Annotated in this window: 20 protein-coding genes; 11 read left to right on the forward strand and 9 right to left on the reverse strand. The window is 70.1% G+C overall.

What is annotated here, in order from left to right:
- Nucleotides 1-38 precede the first annotated feature (38 nt).
- The 6 genes from ABZV42_RS29965 to ABZV42_RS29990 all read left to right on the forward strand — a co-directional run bounded on the left by ABZV42_RS29965 (nucleotide 39) and on the right by ABZV42_RS29990 (nucleotide 6,172).
- On the forward strand, nucleotides 39-338 hold the full coding sequence (locus ABZV42_RS29965) for a DUF3459 domain-containing protein (protein ID WP_356054485.1): 300 nt from the start codon (nucleotides 39-41) through the stop codon (nucleotides 336-338).
- A gap of 424 nt (nucleotides 339-762) precedes the next feature.
- Nucleotides 763-993, forward strand: coding sequence for a DUF397 domain-containing protein (locus tag ABZV42_RS29970; RefSeq protein WP_355984586.1), 231 nt, complete (start codon nucleotides 763-765; stop codon nucleotides 991-993).
- Between the two features lie 79 nt (nucleotides 994-1,072).
- Nucleotides 1,073-1,876, forward strand: a complete 804-nt coding sequence (locus ABZV42_RS29975) for an SAM-dependent methyltransferase (RefSeq protein ID WP_355984587.1) — start codon at nucleotides 1,073-1,075, stop codon at nucleotides 1,874-1,876.
- 274 nt (nucleotides 1,877-2,150) lie between these two features.
- Nucleotides 2,151-4,049 (forward strand): FHA domain-containing protein, encoded by a 1,899-nt coding sequence (locus tag ABZV42_RS29980; protein ID WP_356054488.1) that lies wholly within the window; start codon nucleotides 2,151-2,153, stop codon nucleotides 4,047-4,049.
- 173 nt (nucleotides 4,050-4,222) lie between these two features.
- Nucleotides 4,223-4,843 carry a TetR/AcrR family transcriptional regulator gene (locus tag ABZV42_RS29985; protein ID WP_356054491.1) on the forward strand — a complete coding sequence of 207 codons (621 nt, stop codon included), beginning with the start codon at nucleotides 4,223-4,225 and terminating at the stop codon, nucleotides 4,841-4,843.
- Between the two features lie 321 nt (nucleotides 4,844-5,164).
- The gene (locus tag ABZV42_RS29990; protein ID WP_356054493.1) at nucleotides 5,165-6,172 is read left to right on the forward strand and encodes a patatin-like phospholipase family protein; all 1,008 of its coding nucleotides are present in this window, start codon (nucleotides 5,165-5,167) and stop codon (nucleotides 6,170-6,172) included.
- 54 nt (nucleotides 6,173-6,226) lie between these two features.
- Here ABZV42_RS29990 and ABZV42_RS29995 read toward each other — a convergent pair whose 3' ends face one another.
- The gene (locus ABZV42_RS29995; RefSeq protein ID WP_355984591.1) at nucleotides 6,227-6,757 is read right to left on the reverse strand and encodes a hypothetical protein; all 531 of its coding nucleotides are present in this window, start codon (nucleotides 6,755-6,757) and stop codon (nucleotides 6,227-6,229) included.
- A gap of 402 nt (nucleotides 6,758-7,159) precedes the next feature.
- On the opposite strand from ABZV42_RS29995, the gene ABZV42_RS30000 reads away from it, so the two are divergent.
- Nucleotides 7,160-7,903 (forward strand): methyltransferase domain-containing protein, encoded by a 744-nt coding sequence (locus ABZV42_RS30000; RefSeq protein WP_355984592.1) that lies wholly within the window; start codon nucleotides 7,160-7,162, stop codon nucleotides 7,901-7,903.
- A gap of 61 nt (nucleotides 7,904-7,964) precedes the next feature.
- Here ABZV42_RS30000 and ABZV42_RS30005 read toward each other — a convergent pair whose 3' ends face one another.
- Together ABZV42_RS30005 and ABZV42_RS30010 are read right to left on the reverse strand one after the other, a co-directional pair.
- The gene (locus tag ABZV42_RS30005) at nucleotides 7,965-8,255 is read right to left on the reverse strand and encodes a hypothetical protein (protein WP_355984593.1); all 291 of its coding nucleotides are present in this window, start codon (nucleotides 8,253-8,255) and stop codon (nucleotides 7,965-7,967) included.
- A 42-nt stretch (nucleotides 8,256-8,297) separates the two neighbouring features.
- A complete protein-coding gene (locus ABZV42_RS30010; protein ID WP_355984594.1) occupies nucleotides 8,298-8,648 on the reverse strand; it encodes a hypothetical protein in 351 nt (116 codons plus the stop codon).
- A gap of 110 nt (nucleotides 8,649-8,758) precedes the next feature.
- On the opposite strand from ABZV42_RS30010, the gene ABZV42_RS30015 reads away from it, so the two are divergent.
- Both ABZV42_RS30015 and ABZV42_RS30020 read left to right on the forward strand, forming a co-directional pair.
- Entirely contained in the window at nucleotides 8,759-9,931 is a 1,173-nt protein-coding gene (locus tag ABZV42_RS30015; RefSeq protein WP_356054496.1) for a hypothetical protein, read from the forward strand.
- Nucleotides 9,932-10,249: 318 nt separating this feature from the next.
- Nucleotides 10,250-10,978: a spermidine synthase gene (locus ABZV42_RS30020; protein WP_356054499.1), complete on the forward strand. Its 729-nt coding sequence runs from the start codon at nucleotides 10,250-10,252 to the stop codon at nucleotides 10,976-10,978.
- 78 nt (nucleotides 10,979-11,056) lie between these two features.
- Here the strand turns inward: ABZV42_RS30020 and ABZV42_RS30025 are convergent, their stop codons facing one another.
- The 5 genes from ABZV42_RS30025 to ABZV42_RS30045 are packed head-to-tail and all read right to left on the reverse strand — an operon-like array spanning nucleotide 11,057 to nucleotide 16,331.
- Nucleotides 11,057-11,947: an STM4011 family radical SAM protein gene (locus tag ABZV42_RS30025; protein ID WP_356054501.1), complete on the reverse strand. Its 891-nt coding sequence runs from the start codon at nucleotides 11,945-11,947 to the stop codon at nucleotides 11,057-11,059.
- A gap of 7 nt (nucleotides 11,948-11,954) precedes the next feature.
- Nucleotides 11,955-13,310, reverse strand: a complete 1,356-nt coding sequence (locus tag ABZV42_RS30030) for an STM4012 family radical SAM protein (protein WP_356054504.1) — start codon at nucleotides 13,308-13,310, stop codon at nucleotides 11,955-11,957.
- Entirely contained in the window at nucleotides 13,307-14,113 is an 807-nt protein-coding gene (locus ABZV42_RS30035; RefSeq protein ID WP_356054506.1) for an STM4013/SEN3800 family hydrolase, read from the reverse strand. The genes ABZV42_RS30030 and ABZV42_RS30035 overlap by 4 nt, the downstream gene beginning before the upstream one ends.
- Nucleotides 14,114-14,171: 58 nt before the next feature.
- Nucleotides 14,172-15,335, reverse strand: coding sequence for an STM4014 family protein (locus ABZV42_RS30040; RefSeq protein WP_356054508.1), 1,164 nt, complete (start codon nucleotides 15,333-15,335; stop codon nucleotides 14,172-14,174).
- Between the two features lie 27 nt (nucleotides 15,336-15,362).
- Nucleotides 15,363-16,331 carry an STM4015 family protein gene (locus tag ABZV42_RS30045; protein WP_356054511.1) on the reverse strand — a complete coding sequence of 323 codons (969 nt, stop codon included), beginning with the start codon at nucleotides 16,329-16,331 and terminating at the stop codon, nucleotides 15,363-15,365.
- 315 nt (nucleotides 16,332-16,646) lie between these two features.
- Between ABZV42_RS30045 and ABZV42_RS30050 the strand changes: the two genes are divergently transcribed.
- Entirely contained in the window at nucleotides 16,647-16,973 is a 327-nt protein-coding gene (locus ABZV42_RS30050) for a hypothetical protein (protein WP_356054513.1), read from the forward strand.
- A gap of 136 nt (nucleotides 16,974-17,109) precedes the next feature.
- A complete protein-coding gene (locus ABZV42_RS30055; protein WP_356054515.1) occupies nucleotides 17,110-18,138 on the forward strand; it encodes a DUF6745 domain-containing protein in 1,029 nt (342 codons plus the stop codon).
- A 17-nt stretch (nucleotides 18,139-18,155) separates the two neighbouring features.
- Here the strand turns inward: ABZV42_RS30055 and ABZV42_RS30060 are convergent, their stop codons facing one another.
- Nucleotides 18,156-18,956 (reverse strand): methyltransferase, encoded by an 801-nt coding sequence (locus ABZV42_RS30060; protein ID WP_356054518.1) that lies wholly within the window; start codon nucleotides 18,954-18,956, stop codon nucleotides 18,156-18,158.
- Between the last annotated feature and the right edge of the window lie 179 nt (nucleotides 18,957-19,135).

Raw genomic sequence — 19,135 nt, forward strand, 5'->3', positions numbered from 1 at the left:
CTGAGCGCGTCGTCGCGTCACGATGGGGTGGGCTGGCCGTGCAGCGGCTGCACCAGACCCTGGTGGGTGTGCGCCGCCGTCACCCCTGGCTGGTGCGGGCCCGGACCGCGATCCACACGCTCGACAGCACCGCCCTCAGCTACACCCTGGCCGCGCCGGACGGCCGCTCCACCCTCGGGGTCGCCCTCAACTTCGGCCCTTCTCCGGCCACCGCCGGCATTCCGGCCGCCGCGTGGACCCCTGTCGCGGGTGACGCCCCCGTCGACTCCGTGACGGGCGTGGTCTCGCTTCCTCCGACGGGCTGGTTCATTGCCACGACATCGGGCAGCCACAAGTGATCTCCGGCCGAGCTGTCCTGTGCCGACGAGTGGTGACAGCGACGGGGGCGCAGCGGAAGCCGCTTGCGAGAAGCGTGCAGTCACAGTGAACTCGCACTGCCTCACAGGGTGTTCGGGCGGGGGCGCGCGGTGGCACGGGGGCCGGCAGACCTGTCCGTGAGGGGGAGGGACATGGCAGACTGCTCCGCGTCCAGGGGGTCGATGAGGCGTGAGACATGAGCGCGGCGGGGTCTGTTCCGACCGTTCGCCGGTCGGTGTCGGCCGTAGGGCTGCCTCGGCCGCGGCGGGCGGTCGGCCGAACAACCGCTTATCGCCTGTGGCTTGTGTCCGCGCCGTCCCGCTCTGCCCAGAGGTCTCCTGGTCCCGCACCCCCCATACGACGTGCCAGGGAGTCCCTGGTGGACGTCCGCAAGGAGCCGGAACGATGAAGCACGCCGTGAACGCCGCCGAAGAGCTGGGAACCCAGGGGTGGTTCATGCCCCGGAGCGCCGGCGGCGACGGAGGCTGCGTCGAGATCAAGAAGCTCGGCGGCGGCATCGTGGCCGTCAGACAGTCGATGGACCCCGACGGTCCCGCCCTCATCTGCGACTCGTCGGTCGTCGCCGAGTTCGTCGGCGGTGCCAAGGAGGGACGGGCGGACTTTCTCATCGCCTGACACCCGTCCCCCGGGCAGCGGTGCCGGGCCACACCAGGATCAACTCCTACGATCACGCCCGTAGCGGCGGAGGACCGAAGTGACAGACGCAGGAACCGGCGCGGACGGCATCGACACCAGCAAGCCCCAGTCGGCGCGCATGTACGACTACTTCCTGGACGGCAAGGACAACTACCCAGTCGACTGGGAGGCTGCCGAGCAGGTCATCTCCTTCTTCCCCGCGGTCAAGGAAATGGCCCGGACCAACCGGGATTTCATGCATCGTGCCGCCCGTCTGCTGGCACGCCGCGGCATCCGCCAGTTCCTCGACATCGGCACCGGAATCCCGACCGCGCCGAACCTTCACCAGATCGTCCAGGCCATCACCCCCACCGCGCGTGTGGTGTACGCCGACAACGACCCGATCGTCCTCCGGCACGCGGAGGCACTCCTGCACAGCGACCGCCAGGGCCGCACCGCCTACATCCAGGCGGACGTGCAGGAACCGGGGAAGATCCTGGCGGCGGCACGGGAGACCCTCGACTTCGATCAGCCGGTCGCCCTCTCCATGGTGGCCCTCCTGCACCTGGTGGGGGACGAGGACGACCCGTACGGCATTGTGCGGGATCTGCTCAACTCCCTGGCTCCCGGGAGCTACTTGGCGCTCTCGCACGCGACAGGTGACTTCGACCCCGAGGCGTGGGAACGGGTCGTCGAGGTCTACCGCAAGGGAGGAACGACGGCCCAGGTCAGATCGCGCGGCGAATTCACCAGTTTCTTCACGGGACTTGAACTCCTGGAGCCCGGCATCGAGCTCGCCGAGGAGTGGGACCCCGAGGGAGAGCGTGGGCACACGGACGGCCGGCGGATTCCGCTGTATGTGGGCGTCGCCCGGAAGCCCTAGAGGGCATATCGGGCCGATGAGCCAGCGCCGGCGGCATCTGTTTCGCCGACGCCGGACAGCCTCTCCCGAAAGGCTCCGGAATCGGGCATGATGGGGCATCCGTACCGGTCAAGCGACCCAACGCCGTTGTCGGACTGAACCGTTCACCGTTCCCGTACGTCGAGCGAATGTCGCCCCGCCCTGCCCGTCGCGCCCTGCCGGTCCACGCCCGCGCAGACGTGTCGACGGATGGCGCCGCGGCAGCAGCAACTGGGGAGGAAGTCCAGTGGCGCCGGTGCTTGTTGGACGCGAAGGATTGCTGGCCGGAGAGCGGATACCGGTGATCGGCACCCGGGTCACGTTCGGACGCAACCCCGAGAACACGGTCGTCGTCTCCAGTCTGAGCGTCTCGCGCTTCCACGCGGAGATCGTCCTGGACGACACCCAGGGCTATGTGCTGCGTGACTGCGGCAGCAGCAACGGCACGCTGGTCAACGGCGAGGAGATCGACTCCCGGCTCCTCAATGCCGGGGACGACATCACCATCGGTGACCAGGAGTTCCGTTTCGAGGTCGCGGACGCCATGGAGACGATCATGGCTCTCTCCGTGCCGAGGTCACTCACCTGCGGCGACGAGGAGACCGAACGGGGGCCGGTGCTGCGGGTCACCATCGCGGGTGGAGGCCCCGTGGGTCTGTCGCTCGCCCTGCTGCTGGAGCATTTCCTCGGCGCACAGGTGGACATCACCATCCACGAAGGCCGGTGGCGAAAGCAGGGCCGCAAGATCGTCTGGAAGGACGAGAGCCAGGGCAACGTGCGGCGTCAGCAGGTGGTGACCATACAGAGCCGCCAGTACCTGAGCCTGCCCGAGGAGGTGCAGGCCCGGCTCTTCGACCCGGACAGCTACACCGAGATGTGGCCCTCCGGCCCCGACTCCATCGGCGACCACCACCCGCGCAACATGCGCATCGCCTACATCGAGGACCGGCTCCTGGAGGTGGCGAACGAGAAGCGGGGCCGGATTCGACTCGTTCCCGCCCGGTTCAGCGTCGAAGAGCAGCAGGACGCGCTGGCCGGTCAGCACGTACTGGCGATCTGTGACGGCGGACGCTCGCACACGCGCGAGCACTTCGCCGCCAAGTTCGGCAAGGCGGACGAATCCATCTACTCGCTCGACGGCCGCCATCTCCAGGACGTGGTTCTCGGCCTGCGCGTGAAATCAGGCCTCGCCGACCCCATGGCGGTCCTGCTGACCGTCGGGCAGAACCGCTTCCTGCTGAACTCCCTGCGCGGCGAGGGCTTCCTCAACATGCGCCTGACGGACGCGGAGATCGCGGAGGTCGTCGGCATCGATCCGGTCCGCCGCGTCTTCGAGGAGTGCATCGCCTCTCGCCCCTGCCTGATGGGGCGCGACGAGCACGGCGACTACCGCTGCTCCACGCACAGCACCCTGTTCCTGCCGGCCCTGATCAGGGGTTCCGCCCTGTGGAAGCGGGTGGGCGAGGGGCTGCGTCTGTTCGGCGTCGAGCCGGGCGACCTGAGCGCTGTCACCTCCTTCCGCCTCGACATGGTGCAACGTCCGCGATTCACGGCCGAGTTGCTGCCGCCCACGGCCAACTCCACGGGCACGTACGGATTCCTGCTGGGCGACGCCGCCAACGCCATCCACTTCTGGCCGGGCCGGGGACTCAACAGCGGTCTGGCCTCGGCGATCTCGCTCGCACGGTCCCTCAACGGAGCCTGGAACGGCAAGCCCTTCCGGGACGCGGACTTCCTGCGCCATGAAGCCGCCATGTCGATGCTCCAGTATCGCCACAAGAGTCGCGCCTGGAAGGCGATGGTGACCACCGACGACAAGGGTGCCACCTGGGCCATCAAGGACATCATCGCGCACGGCATCGACGGAATCGCCGAGGAGCCGGATCGCGAGGCGGACACCACGACGCTGCTGGAGCGGCTGCGCGGGATCCGCTCGCGACTGGCGAAGCGCATGTCGGGCCTGCCTGACGACGAGGCGATCCTGGAACGGCTGGGGACCCTGGAGAGCAGGACGCTCCGCATGCTGGTGCTCAGCGGCGCCTGGGACACCCTCACCATGGGCGGAGAGGAGGTCGACATCGACATCTTCTACGGCCGGGACTCCGCCGCCGCGGCGGCTGCCGTCGAGGCCCTCGAACCGGCGGCTCAGGTATGAGGAGTGTCCGGACGCAGTTCTGAGGAGTTTGCGGCCCCAGCTTTGAGGAGTGTCCGGCCCTCGCGCGTACAGCCGTCAGGCGTCCGACCGGCCGATCGCCCGCCCGAGGGCCGCGCGGGTAAAGTGGGCATTCGGCAGTGGCCCATGAAGGCAAGACCCATGCGGGAGCGATCGTGCCCAGCGAGCGAGAGCCGGGCGTCCCGGTGGTGAGTCGATCCGCCCAGGCCGCGGCGACGAGACAACAGATCGTCGCGACGGCCCAGAGGTTCTTCGCCGGCCGCGGCTACCAAGCGACCTCGTTGCAGGCCATCGCGGACGAGATGGGCCTCACCAAGGCCGCCGTCTACTACCACTTCCGGACCAAGGCGCAGATCCTCCAGGCCTCGCTCGATCCCGCGGTCGAGGAAATGGCGGTGCTGCTCGACGAGTTGGCCGGCATGCCGTCACGCGAGGAGAGGCTGGACGCGTACGCGGTCGGCTGGGTCGACTTCCTGGTGCGCAACCGCGAACTCGGAACGATGCTCCTGCACGATCCCGAGATCCGGGCCGCCAGTATCTACGCCGAGAACGACCGGCGCAGACGGCGCATTCTTCGGGTGCTGTTCGGGAACTCGCCCACGCCGTCGGAACGCATGGCCTACGTGATGTGCGTATGGATGCTGGAGGGCCTCGGCGAGCTGTCCGACCTCCCGGACGACGACCTGAGGGCGACGCTGCTCCCGACCGCACGCGGGCTCCTGGCAGTGCCGGGGTCCGCGGGGTCCGCAGGGTCCGCGGAATCCGACGAGGCGTGAGCCGACGCTCGTGGCGTTCGGTACTCGACGTTCGGTACTCGTGGTCTTCGGTACTCGTTCCGATGCGGCACCCCAGTTCACTTGCCGTTGGCTAGTGAGCGGCTGTTTACTGGTAAAGTGATTGTCTGAGCGGGTGGTGCAGCCGCATTCTGTGGCACATGGCACATGGCACATGGCGCTTGGCACCTCAGCCGTCCGCACGGCCGACCGGGGGGCGGCCGCCCAGCGGCGGCCAGGCCGTGCTCCCGGGTGGCGGGCGTACTCGCGCCTTGCCGCCCCAGTTCTGCAGAACCCCCGAGGCCCCCTGGAGCCCTGACCGCGATGACGACGACCGCCACGAACCCTGCCGGCACGCCCGAGTCCGCGGAGCCGCACCCGGTGTGGAGCGTGCTCGCCGAGCGCGCGCGTACCGGCAGCCGCCCCGGCGCACGCGCCGACGGACACCGCGTCGCGCTGGCCATCGAGGGCGGCGGGATGCGCGGCATCATCGCCGGAGGGATGGCCCTGGCCCTCCATGAACTCGGACTGACCAACAGTTTCGACGCCGCCTACGGGGCCTCCGCCGGTGCCGCCTCCGCCGCCTGGCTGCTGAGCACGAGCCCGCAGTCGCTGCGCTTCTGGGCCGCTCCCAAGTACGCCAGGACGCTGATCCGGCGCTCGAACCTCCTGCGCGGCAAGCCTCTCGTGGACCTGCACGCCTTCTACGAGGTTCTCTACCGATACGGCGACGCGGACTGCGGGCCGATGGACTTCGCCTCGATCCTCGCCAGCGACATCGAGTACCACCCGCTGGCCACCGACGCCGCGACCGGGGTGTCCACCGACCTACGGCCTTACATAGGCGACGCCGCGGAACTGCGTCTCGCGCTGCGGGCGAGCGCCTCCCTGCCGCTGCTCGCAGGTGAACCGGTCACGTTGCGAGGGCGCCGTTTCTACGACGCGGGCGTCTCCGAGTCCGTGCCCTACCGAACCGCGCTGGCCCAGGGCGCGACCCACGTCATGGTGCTGCGATCGCGGCGCGCGATCGACGTCGCCCGGCCGTCGCGTTCCGCGCCGCTCATCGCGAAGACGGTGCTGCGGCGCGAACCCGATGCCTTGCGTCAGGTGTTCCTCGACCGCGAGACCCGCCTGGCCGAGGACGACGCCTGTCTGGCCGATCACGCGGCCATCGTCTCGATCCGCCCCGCCCAGGATTCCCCGACCGTCGGCCGACTGGCGCGCGAGGGGGACCTCCTCGAAAGCGCGCTGGAAGCCGGACGCGCCGCCGTGCACGACACCTACGGCCGCCTCTACAGCGCGGGCGAGGGCCCGGCGGCCGCCGACGGCTGACCTCCGAGAGCCACAGGCGACGGACCTCCGAGAGCCGCCGACGACGGACTTTCGTCAGCCGTCGCCCAGATCGACGAAGCGCACCGCCCAGGCCCTGAACCGATCGTCGTGCTCCTTGCGCGCTTCCCACAGCGCCTCCGGATCCTCCGCGGGCCCGAGCCCGAACGTCAGGTCCAGCCAGGCGAGAAACTCGGCGTGTCCTTCGCTGTGTTCCTCGAACCTGCCGGGATCGAGGAACCCCTTTGAGACCGGTTCCCTGTCGATGGCGAGGAGCCGGAACAGTTCCCTGAGGTCCCGGGCGATCACGTAGAGGTCGCCTTCGTCGCCGACGAAGACGACGGGCAAGGTGGCGAGTTCGGCGCGATCGTCGCATCGCCACAGGGCGTAGTCGGAGCCGGTGCCGTTGGCTTTCGCGAAGGGGACGAATCGGCTGAGGAACGCGGGATCCTCCGACCAGGTGTGCAGGCCGGCGTCCCCGCCGTACTCACACAGCTCGAAGCCCTCCGCGTAGAACACGGGACCGAGCCGGTCCTGGAACTCCTTGAGCAGGTTGAGTTCCGGGACGGGCGAGTACGCCTCGCTCATGCGACCTCCTGAGCCGGCCCGGCATCACGGGCTCGTCTGCTCGGGGCCGGAGTTGCACAAGATACCTTTCGATGAAGGGGCGTGATCGTCTGATAGTATTGATCTTGAGCTGGTCGGAGGAAGTCACTCCGGTTCGCGATGCGTTGGTGGTCCAAGGAAAGACGCCCCGCTTCCTGCGGGGAAATGCAGGTGCAAGGCCGGCCCGGCGCTCCAAGGAAACCCTGTCCCGTACTGCACGGGGCAGGGTTTTTTCGTGTCCGCTCATCCACACCGCACAGGGGATACCGAAGCCGCCGTGGGGACCTCGCAGGCGAAGTGTCCTGGAGTGCCGTTCGCTCCTTACGGAGTTCAGGCGTGTGGAGCGGGTCCGCGAAGCGTGGCTCCTTGGTGATACTGAGGACCATGGCCATCTATGACACGCTCGGCGCTACGTACGGCCGTACCCGGCAGCCGGATCCGCGGATAGCCGCGCAGATACACACCGCGCTCGGGGACGCCGCGACGGTGATCAACGTAGGAGCGGGAACCGGTTCCTACGAGCCGGAGCAGACGGTCCTCGCCGTCGAGCCCAGCCAGATCATGATCGCCCAGCGACCGCGCCGGTCCGCGCCGGCCGTGTGCGCGGTCGCCGAACACCTTCCGCTGCGCGACAACGCCGCCGACGCCGTCATGGCACTGCTGACCGTCCACCACTGGACCGACCTCGTGGCAGGCATCGCCGAACTCCGCCGGGTCGCCCGCCGCCGTATCGTCATCCTGACCTGGGACCAGGAGATCTTTCGCGAGAAGTTCTGGCTCGTACGCGAATACCTCCCGCAGGCCACCGTGTTCGACGACAGCCGGGCCGTCCCGATCGACCGGCTCATCACTTTGCTGGGCGGGGCCCGGCAGGAGCCCGTCCACGTCCCGCACGACTGCACGGACGGGTTCGGCGCGGCCTACTGGCGCCGCCCGCACGCCTACCTCGACCCTCAAGTACGGGCCGGGATCTCGATATTCGCCCAAACAGGAGAGGCCACCCTCGCCCCGGGCCTGGCGGCGCTCACCGACGACCTCGCGACGGGCGATTGGCACCGCCGTCAGGCCGACCTGCTGGCCCTCGACGCCATCGACGTCGGCTATCGACTCCTGGTGGCGGACGTCTGACCTTCTCGAGGCGAGGACTTCGGAGCCCCGGCCGTCGGCGGCACCCGGACCCCTGCCCGTCTCAGACGGCGCCGTCGCCGACATGGAAGCCGTCCGGCCAACGAGGGTCGTCCAGCGTGTATTCATGCACGAAGAAGCCCTCCGGGGAACGCCTGAATCCGGGCAGGGATCGCGCCCGCTCCACCCGTTGTTCCGCCAGTCGCCGAGTCGAGTACAGCCCGAGAATCTTGAAGTCGTCCTCGCTGTCGTCCCAGAACAGTGGCTCTCCGTCCTCCATGAAGTCGGCGGCGACGGAGTCGGGGTCGAGCGCGATGTGGTGCCTGTGCACCAGGAGGTAGACCGTCTGGTTCATTGCAAGCCTTCGTGAGCGAAGTGTGATGGGAAGCAGGGCGGTTCAGTCCTCCTGCGTCCCGTCGGGCCACTCGGTGAAGTACCCGTGGTTCCACAGATCCTCGTCGAGCGTCATGGAGGAGATGTCGAAGCAGTCGGGCTCGCCGCTGAACCCCGGCAGGCCCTTCGAGGCCTGCCTTCGCGCCTCCGCCGCCGCCTCGGTGGTCCAGACGCCGAGGATCCGCCACTCCTCTTCGTCCAAGTGCAGGCTTCCGTCGGGGTCCTGGTGGACGATCCGTCCGTCGTCCTCCATGGCGAGGTGGCGGGCATGCCAGAGCACATGGACCTCGCGCGGGGCGGGCTGCTCCGATGTCATGACGGTCGAGGACTCCTCTGTGGTGGCTCGGGTGTTCAAGGGTGCGGCTCCTCGGCCGGCACGGGTGCATGCCGTACGACGATCAACACCCCTTATTCTGCGCCTTGTTGAAACGGGCCTGAACGCAGGACAGACACGGGGGAACACACATGACATATCGGCGCGCGGTGATACCGGCACTGGTCGGAAGTCTGCTGATCACGTTGTTGCTGTGGTGGGCGGGGGAGAGCGCGCAGGCACTTCAACTGCGTGGCTCCACCAGTGTGTTCGACGCTCAGTCTCTGAGCGAGCTACGAGTGTGGCTGGCACCCTGGTCGTACGACCCTCCGGCGGAGCTGCTGGCAGACGGATCCACGGGCGCGGGTCCGGGCGGTGCCTCCCAGTACGCCGGCCTCTACACCACCGCGATGCAGATCAGATTCGTGGCCGTCTTCGCGTTCTTCCTGGCCGGCGCCCTGATCCTGATCCGCAGGATCCCGCCGACGCGGGGCCGCACCCCGGCCACGGTGCTCGGGCTGTGGGCCTGGGCCCCGATGGCCGGCATGCTGGCCGTGACCGTCTCCGCGCCGTGGCTGATCGCCTCCTACGGGCACGGCAGCTTCCGGGTGCTGCCGCAACTGGCGTCCGTGATCACGTCGAGCGGGCCGGTCACCGTGCTCGTGGGGCTGGTGGCAGCCCCGCTCACGGTGCTCGTCGCACGGATCACCGCCAAGGGCGAGGAACCGGCGCCCCGGCAGAGCGTGGCACCGCGCGCCGCCCGCCTGGCCGCGAGCGCGGGAACCGCGGTGATCGCACTGTCGCTGGTCGTCCTGTCGTACCAGTCGGTGGCCGGCTGGATCCAGACCTCCTTCGACGGCCCGGGCCTGCTGTCCGAGCCCGGCGAACTGCTGCGCGCCTGGCTGCTGCTCGGCAGCTGGGCGAGTCCGGCGGGAACGCCCATCGGGGACTGGCTGCTGTACCGGGCCGCCGACGCGCTCGTGCTGGCGGTGGTCTGGTGGGCGCTGCGCCTGCTTCCCGGTCTGCTCACCCGGACCACGGCGTCGGCGATGGCCGTCGGCGGGGTCTGCGCGACCGTACTCGCACTGTCGGCCGGCCGCCTGGTGCACATCCTCTTCGACGACGCGTTCGTCATACGAGGGCCGGTGTCCCTGGTCAGCCAGCTCGACGAGGGTGTCCCGGCCGCCCTCACCTTCGGCGTCGCCGCGGGGCTGGCGGCCCTGTTGACGCTGCGGCTCGCGGGGGTCCGTGATCTCGGCGAGGAACCCGGATCGACGGCCGCTGCCGGTGACTCCGTCGCCGACGGCGCTCGCACCGAGGAGTAGCGGCACGGGCACCGAGCACAGCGGCGCCGGTGATCGTGAGCGTCGCTCACCGGCCGCTCCGCGGCCTTGCCCCGAGCCGTCTCGGGCACGTGCCACACCGTGGTGCGGCGGATCGGGCGGACTCGCTCCGGTGCCGTGCGGGCGTTTGGTCGCCCGTCGGAAGCGCGCCGTGTGAAGATCGTCTCAAGCATCGGGCCCGAGCCGGACAGTGTGGTGCCGAGTCGTGCCGCACCAGGTGCCGGCCGGGGCGTCCGGCGGCGGCCGCTGTCTTTCGGAATCACCGGCGGCGGCCGGGACAAGAGCGGGGAGAGCCATCGGATGAGCGCGCGTTTCGAGGAGATCGACTGGCGGCCGACGCCCATGGGCGAGATCAGCCTGCGCCGTCGTCGGGATCCGATGTCGGGCGACGACGTGTACGAGGTGAAGCTCGGCGACGAGTACCTGATGTCCAGCCTCTTCACCACGGGGGAGATCGAGCTGGCCAGGCTCGGTCTGGCGGAGCTGTCCGAGGGCCCGCTCGACGTCGTCGTGGGCGGACTCGGCCTCGGGTACACGGCCAGGACGGCTCTGGACGATCCGCGCGTGAACTCGCTCATCGTCGTGGACACCCTGGCCGAAGTGATCGACTGGCACCGCCGCGGGCTCGTACCTCTGGGCGCGGGCCTGGCGTCCGACCCCCGGTGCCGCCTGGTGCACGGGGACTTCTTCGCGATGACCACCGGGGACGGCACGCGCGGTCTCGACCCCGATGCCCCCGACCGCCGCTTCCACGCGATCCTCCTGGACGTCGACCACTCGCCGCGCCATGTGCTGCACCCCGCCCATGCCGTGCTCTACACCCGGGCCGGGCTGACAGCTCTGGCCGAACTGCTGCAGCCCGGAGGGGTGTTCGCTCTGTGGTCGAACGACCCGCCGGACAAGGAGTTCGGCGCGGTGCTCGCGGAGGTCTTCACGGACACCGCGGCGCGCGTCGTGGATTTCGACAATCCCCTTCAAGGCGGGACCGCCGCCAACACCGTCTACCTCGCACGAAGGCGCAACGGCTGACGGCACCGTCTGCCTCGCACCAAGGCGCGACGGCTGACGGCACCTGGGACCGGCAGGCCGCCGGACCCGGCCAACCCCTCAGGCAGAGCCGGGCGCGTTGACCACGGGTAGCAGCGCCCGGTCCGGCAGCTCCCTCGGGACGCGTTCCAGGACGCCGCCCGCAAAGACGTCGTACAACGGCAGAGTTTCCAGATGGACGTAGCCGATGTGGCAGTCGCACGCGGTCAGGGGGCAGGGACGCGGGGCGAGCGCGGCACGGTAGGAGCCGTCGTACAGTCGGCCCAGCTCCGTCCGTACGAAGTGGCAGCGGCTCACCTTTCCGTCGCCGTCCACCGAGATGACGGACTCGCCGGTGCGGCAGGGCAGGCCGGCCGACCGGTGCGGGTGGCGGCTGAAGCGGAAGAGCGGGTCGAGCGCGGTCCACTCGGCGGCCTGTTCGTCCGTGTAGGTGTGTCCCTCGGCGGCGTTCACCCACAGGTACACGTGCTCCGGGAGCTCCGCGCGCAGCCTGCGCGCGGGTTCCCGGTGCTCGGGCAGGCCGACTATGCCGACACTGAAGCGGACGCCCAGTTCGCCGAGCCGCCGGGTTTTGGCGACGAACCGTTCGTGCGGTGTCTGACCGGGGTGGTACGTGCACCACAGCGCCACCGTGTCCCGGTCAGCCGCCTCCAGCCAGTCGGTACGGCAGCTGAGGTTCGTCTGGATGGCCACACGCTTGACGTGGGGCAGGTGCGACAGCTCCACGAGGGCACGGCGGTACCAGGAGCGGACCAGTCCCTCGCCCCACGGGGTGAACAGCACCGACAGGCGGTCCTCGCGCTGCTCGCCCACCCACGCGGTGAACCGTTCCAGCGCGGCGCGGTCCGCCCGCAGTTGCGCCGTGGTGTCGCGGCGCTTCGCGAACGGGCAGTACGGACAGTCGTAGTCGCAGGACGCGAGCGGGCCGCGGTACAGGATCGTCAGGTCCACCGGAGCCTCACTTCGTCTCGTAGGCGGCCATGGCGTCCCGGACGGCCGGAGAGAAGAACTCGGGGCCTATCGCGTCCGAGTGCGCCAGTCCTTCCGCGGAGAGACGGAGCCGGTCCTCGTCCCGGTGCGAGACCCATCCCCGTGCCGCGAGTGCGGCGATCTCGGACGGGAAGTCGTCGTACGGATCCGATCCGAAGCGCAACCGGTAGTCCGCGACGGGCAGGCCCTCGGCCTGGAGGAGGGACTGGAGCAGATGCCGGCGCCGTGCCTCGTCCTCGTCGACACGGCGGCCGTGCAGCGCGTGCGAGAAGTCCTCGGTGGCGGTGTAGTCGTCGATGATGCCGCGGATCTCCCGCATCGACACCGCGTAGTCGAAGGAGTAGTGCAGCGTGGAGGTGTACGAACGGGCACCGCAGCCGAGGCCGATCATGCCGTCGGTCTGGCAGGCGTAGTCGTCCGGCCCCTGCGGTGGCGCGTCCGCGCGCCGGAACATGCGCATCGACACCTGCTCGTAGCCGTTGGCCAGCAGGTGGTCGCGGCCCTCGCGGTAGCGCCGCAGCCGCTGTTCGTCCCACTCCAGGTCGGCCGTCCGCGCGTCGGCGTGTCTGCCGAGGCCGGTGAGCGGGCGGATGTAGAGGGGGTAGAGATAGATCTCCTCGGGCCGCCAGGCCAGGGCCGCGTCCAGCGAATGGCGCCAACTGGCCGCGGTCTGACCGTCGATGCCGTAGATCAGGTCGATGTTGAGGACGGGGACGGCCGCCTCACGGATGCGCGCGAGCGCCGCCTCCACCTCGGAGCGCCGCTGCGGCCGTACGGCGGCACGGGACTCCTCCTCGACGAAACTCTGCACTCCGAGACTGAGCCGGGTGGTGCCCCGTTCGACGAGCACGGCCAGCCGTTCGGCCGTGGCCGTGGAGGGCGAGGCTTCGACGGACAGGGGGATCGCGCGGAGATCGGCACCCATCTCCCGCTCGGCGATGTCGCACAGCCGCTCCAGCTCGGCGGCCTCCAGGAACGTCGGTGTGCCGCCCCCGAACGCGGCGTTGGCGAAACGGGGGGTTTCCTCGTCACCGAGTGCCTCGCGCATCGCGGCGGCCTGGCGCCGTACCGCGTCCAGATAGCGTCCCGTCAGGTCACCGGGAGCGCCGATCCGGGTGAACAGGTTGCAGAAACCGCAGCGGACTTCGCAGAACGGGATGTGCAGATACAGCGAGAGCGACCGCCGGGACTCGCCGGCCCACAGGTCCTTCAGCGCGGGGCGCGGAGTGAGAGGCCGGTAGGCGGTCTTGTGCGGATAGGCGTAGGTGTAGCTCTGGTACGGGCGCGGCAGGCTGGTCGGGGCAGCCGCGGGGGCGAGCGTCATACGGTCGGCTCCAAGAAGAAGTGGCTGTAGGGCACGGTCCACACGCTGTCGTGGCCGAGACGGTGGCCGGTGTAGCCGTCGTCTCCGTAGGCCGTGCCGTGATCGGAGCAGATGATGGCGAAGCAGCGGCGCCGCGAGCTCATCGCGCGGAACAGCCGTCCGACATGGGCGTCGATGTACTCGAGGGCCGCGGCGTGAGTAACTCGGCTGTCGCTCGTTTCGCGGGTCGCGCCGGGCAGGTGGAACCAGTTCGGCTGGTGCAGCGCCGAGGCGTTCAGGAACAGGAACAGTCGCTGTTCCGAGGGGAGTTCGGCCACGGTCTTCTCCGCCCGGGCGACCTGCGCCTCGAACGAGATGGGCGACGCCACCCCGAACTCCGGCTCCCAGTGGCTCTCCTGGAAGAGGCCTGGCAGCACGCTGCCCAGCGCGCCCTGCTTGTTGAAGAATCCGACGCCCCCGATGCACACGGTGCGGTAGCCGTGCGAGGCGAGGCCGGACACCAGGTCCGGGGTGTCGAAGACGAACGTACGGTCCGCCGTCGTCTCGCTGCCCGCGAACCGGGCCGCGAACAGCCGCGGGTGCGGTCCCGGCGCTGCCGGGGTGGGCAGGAAGCCCGCGAACATGGCCTGGTGGGAGGCGTAGGTGAAATTCCCCGGCGCGTGCCGCCGCTCCCAGGTTCCGCCGGGCAGATGCGCGGTCAGGTTCGGCAGCCGGCCGGCCGCGGCGAGTTCGACGGCCACGTCGTGGCGCAGGGTGTCGAGAGTGAGCAGGAGCAGGTCGTCCCGGCCCACCACCTCGTTCATGTCCGGCGTCCCTGCCGGGCCGGAGGCGAAAGGTGTCATGGCCGGTGTCCGGTCGGGTTCAGGCTGAGGCATGGTCTGTCCTGGCAGGAGTGTCGAGCGAGGGTGCCGGCCGCGCGGGGAACCGGTCGGTGGAGAGTGAACGGAACGCCGCGATCTGCGCCGCGTACGTGTCCAGGCCTTCCGCGCCGCTGCCGGGAAGGCCGGTCAGGCGGGGGAGCAGGTCGCCGAAGGCGTTGACCTCCCCGACGGCGAACCGGCGCCAGCCGACGGCAGGCAGCAGATCGACGCCCACGCACAGGGTGCCGGGGAAGCAGGCGGCGGCCCGTTCGCTGATGGAGAGGGCCTCGACCCACCGGTCACCGGCCAGCGCGCGCACCGCCGCGAGATCGCCGCGTGCCCCGCCCAGGTGCAGATTGGTCAGGGGAGAGCGGCTCGTACGGACCACGGCGTGGGTCGCGCGCCCGGCCACGACGACGACACGCAGGTCCGCCGACCTGCTGCCGAGCGAGGCCTTCGGCAGCCAGCGCTCGATGTGCAGTCCGTCCGGAGCGAGCGTGTCCACGATCGCGGCGATCTGCGCCTCGTCCGTGTAGCGGCGGATCCGCAGGGAGTTGTGGAGGTCGCCGTCCGCCGTGCGTTCGACCGAGGTGGTGGCCCGGATGCGGCCGGAGGCGGTCGTCTCGACGGCCAGCACACCCGACGCGGACGAGCCGTGCGCGAGCTTCACGAAGACCCGACGGAGCGCGGCCTCCGCCATGAGGTCCCGGACACCGTTCCAGTCCTCCACGGCCCGGCGGGCCCCCGAGGTGGGAGACTGCGGCACCGGCACACCCACCGCGTCGAGACGGGCGTGGCACATCCTTTTGTCGAAGAGCACGGTCAGTTCCGCCGGGTCGTCGAGCCGCCGGCCCCCGCGCAGCGAACCCACGCAGTCGAGGAGACCCGCGTACCAGCGCGCGGAGCCCTCCACCCTCGTCGGCTCGTCGATGCCGCGCAACAGCAGGTCCACCTCGGCGTTCTCGCCGGGGGAGTCCAGTCTGACGACCTCGTCGTCGGCGAAGTCGTGCCCGCCGTCCCGCAGGACGTCCCGCCACTCGACCACGCGGGGTGTCCCGCAGCCCGCCGCCTCGGCCGCCGTCCTGAACAGAGCCACACGACGGTTGTCCCCGTTGGCGACGACCGCCCACTTCACCGGCCGGCCCCGCGGCCGCAACCCGCCCATCCCGCCTCCTCGTTCTCCGTTCCGCCGCTACTCGCCGACCGCGACGAAACGCCAGACCGTTCCGTCCTCCTCCTCGTCGGACTCCGCGTCGTCCTGGTCGGCGCGCACCGTGACACCGGCGGGCTCCAGTGTCTCCAGCAGGCGCTTCCGTACCTCCGCGCCGAGGTAGTTGTGGTGTGCGTCGAGCACCTTGAGATGCGTCAGCGGCTGGCCCGACAGCAGGGCCGTCGCGCCGTCGTCGGTGAGCACGCCCATGGAGATGTCGAGGTGCGTGAGGCGCGCCACGACCGGAGCCGAGGCCAGCGCCGTGCAGATGGCGTCCTGGATCTCGCTGTTGCGCAGACCGAGACGGGTCAGGCCGGGTAGCCGGGTGCCCGCGAAGAACGGCTCCAGGTCGGCGACATCGGCGTCGCCCCCGTACTCCGACGTACCCAGCCACAGGTCGAGCCCCTCCAGGGCGGGCAGATCGCTGCCGGCGACTCCGCGCACGGCCGCGACGGGCATGCCGCCGCTCTCGACGGTCAGCGTGCGCAGCCGCTCGTGCCGGAGGGTGGGGAACACCAGCTGATTGCCGCCCCGGACACCGAACTCCTCCAGGTCGGGGAAGGCCTCCAGCAGAGGCGACACGTCACCCTGGACGATCCAGGAGATCTCGCACTCCTCCATCACGATGTCGGCGAGGAACAGTCCGCGAAGCGCGGGCAGCCGGTCGCGCGCGGCCACCAGCGCGGCGATCACCGCACTCGGGGAGGAGTCGTACACATCGCTCCACGCGCCGACGATCAGGGCCTTCACCCGCTCGGTGTCGACGGCCGCGAGGAAGCGCGCGAAGGCGTCCTCCCACTCCTCCCCGCTCTCGTAGGCGTCCACGGCGACGCGCCAGGCGACGGATTCGGGCGCGGGAAGCGACGTGGCCCGCGGCGACTTGTCGTCGGCGTCGGGGAAGGTGAAGGCCGGCAGGCCGTGGAACTCCTCGAGGTGCCTGTTGATGGTCATGCGCGCCCACTCCTTCGTGCGGTGGATCGACGGTCGTGGTGGAGAGTCCGGAGCGCGCGGACCGCACCCGGTAGACGAGTTCTACCAAGCCCCACTGACATCACGGCGAACAGGGGTCGGCACCTGGGGACGGGCGGCGGGGGAGCGGCCGCCGGGCGACCGGCCCGACCGGCCCGGACCGGCGTACGACACCCGGCCACCGGGGACATGATGCCTGGTCAACAGGGTTACGTGCCCGGTCCGGAGACCGATTGTCAGTGGCCGCGTCTACGGTTTTTCCATGGCACACCTCGTGCCGAGCCGGGAGGGAGACCCATGTTCCGTCAAGGAGACGTGCTGATCGTGCCGTTGGCCGAGAAGGCTGTGCCGGACCACGCCGTCAGCGCCGCGTCCGAGCCCCGTGACGGCCGTGGACGACTCGTGCTGGCCCTCGGTGAAGTCACCGGGCACGCCCACGCCGTGGTCGGCCCGGGGCGCCTGATACGGGACGGCGGGGTGTTCGGCCCGATGCTTCTGCACGTTCCCGACGGGGCGCGGGTCGTGCACGAGGAACACGCGGCGATCTCGCTCCCCAAGGGCTGGTACCGGGTGATCCGCCAGCGGGAGTACGTGCCGGGTTCGGTGCGGATCGTCGCCGACTGACGGATCCGGCGGTGGCGTCGTCTCCGGGCGCGGAGCGGCGCACAGCGGCGGGCACGGGATGTTCGTGGGCAGGACCGGGCGGCAGCGGGGGCGCCGTGCCGCTCGGGTACAGGGGATATCGGAGAGGAACGGTGTGATGGAACAAGGCAGTTGGCGTGCCACCGCGACCCGGACGGGAGCGGGCGACCGGACGGCGGCCGAGGAGGGCGTCAGGCTCGCCTATCGGAAGGCGGGGCTGGACGAGCCCGAGCGCATCGTCTGGGCGCGCTCACCCCATGAGGCCGTCCGCATGCTCATGGGCACGGCGCCCGCCGGCGGCGGCGCCGCGCTGGGGGACACCGGCCCGAGCGTGCGGGACGCCGTCGTCGCTGGCCCCTGGGCGGCGGAACGCGCGCGAGCACACGAACGGCTGGGACCAGAGGGATGGAGCGGGCACTGGCGCGCCACGGGAGCAGCCCTGTGGGAATCGGTCCGCACCTTGGCCGAACGCGTGCGCGCGGGCATCGTCGAGGACCTCGCATCCGACCGGCACGCGGAGGGCCGGGTGCGGTTGCTGCTCCTCGACGCGACCCTGGGCCAGCACGACGCGGCATGGTTGTGCGCCTTCGACCCCGACGAGGCGAGCGTCCTGGCCGGGATAGCCGCAGTGGCGCGCGACGCGGGCTGGTGGTGGCCGTACGAGAAGGTCGCCGTCATCAGTGAGCGCCCGCTGAGCCTGCACCGCGACGAGGTCGGACGTCTGGACCGGGGAGACGGTCCGGCACTGGGCTACGCGGACGGTTTCGAGCTCTACGCGTGGCGCGGGATGCCCGTCCCCCGCACCTTCCTCGACGAGCTCACCGCGCTGACGCCCGAGCGGATACGCGACGAGGAGAACGCCGAACTGCGCCGGGTGATGCTGGAGCACTACGGCTACGACCGGTACCTGGACGAGTCGGGTGCCGTTCCCGTTCACCGCGACGAGACGGGGGTGCTGTGGCGGGTCGAACTGGTCGGGGACGAGGACGTGGTCATGGTCGAGGTCGTCAACTCGACACCCGAGCCCGACGGCACGAACCGTACGTACTGGCTGCGCGTCCCGCCGACGACCCGTACGGCCCGTGAGGGGGTGGCGTGGACGTTCGGCCTCGCCGCCGAGACGTACGAGCCGTCCCGGCAGACGTGAGCGCGACCGGGCGCCGGTCAGGGACGCTGCCCCCAGGCCGTCATCATGCCGGGGCCGAGTTCGGCGAGCCCGGGCGAGGCCAGGTAGGCCACTGCCTCGTCGATCACGGTGGCGTCCACTCGTCCGGTTTCCTCCAGCGCGGGCCGCATCCGGTTCCACGTCTCGGACCAGAAACGGGCCAGTGGGCCGCCCGCGACCAGCGGTGGACAGACCAGCTCGCCAGCGACGTTCTGGAGACCTTCCTCTCTCAGGAAGTGCGGATACGCCGTGATCGCCGACGTGTCGGTGCCGATGGTCGACCGCAGCGCCTGCCACATGGCATCCATGGTCCGCCGGTAGGCCGACGAGGTGTCCAGCGGGTTCGGTACCTCCACGGCATCACCCAGCAGCAGCCGGCCGCCCGGGTTCAGCCATCGTGCGAGACGTGAGACGAGTTGACGGCGTTCGGGCAGATGCATGAGAACGAACCTGGCGTGGATGACGTCGAAGGTGCCCAGGTCCAAGGCCTCGTCCCGGAGATCGGCGGTGATTACTCGTAGCCGCGGATCGACGGTCGCGCCCAGGCCGCCCGTGTCCCGGTCCAGGGCGACCACCTCGGCCGCTGCCGCCTCCTCCAGCAGCCATCGGACCACGGTCCCGGTCCCGGCTCCTACCTCCAGGCAGCGGCCGCCGGGTCCTGGAACCAGCGTGCGCAGACGGTCCGTGGTGAAAGGGTCGTAGATCAGTGCCGCGGCGTCGATGCGTTCGGATTCATGCGGGTGCTCCGGCTCGAACAGGTCTTCTCCATAATGGCCGTCGGAGGCCGGAGAACCGCTCATGTCCGGCTCTCCGGCTTCGGTCCCGCAATGGGTCTCCCGCCTGTCCACACCATGAACGCCCCTGACCTGTCGAGGAGTGATTTACAGCCACAGTGGCAGTTTTCGGGCGCCTCGGCAGATCGGCGGACACAGGATCCGCCCACCTTTGCACCGGCTGTGACCCTTGAAACGCACCTGTA

The sequence above is a fragment of the Streptomyces sp. NPDC005281 genome, from assembly GCF_040607495.1.
Classification (GTDB): domain Bacteria; phylum Actinomycetota; class Actinomycetes; order Streptomycetales; family Streptomycetaceae; genus Streptomyces.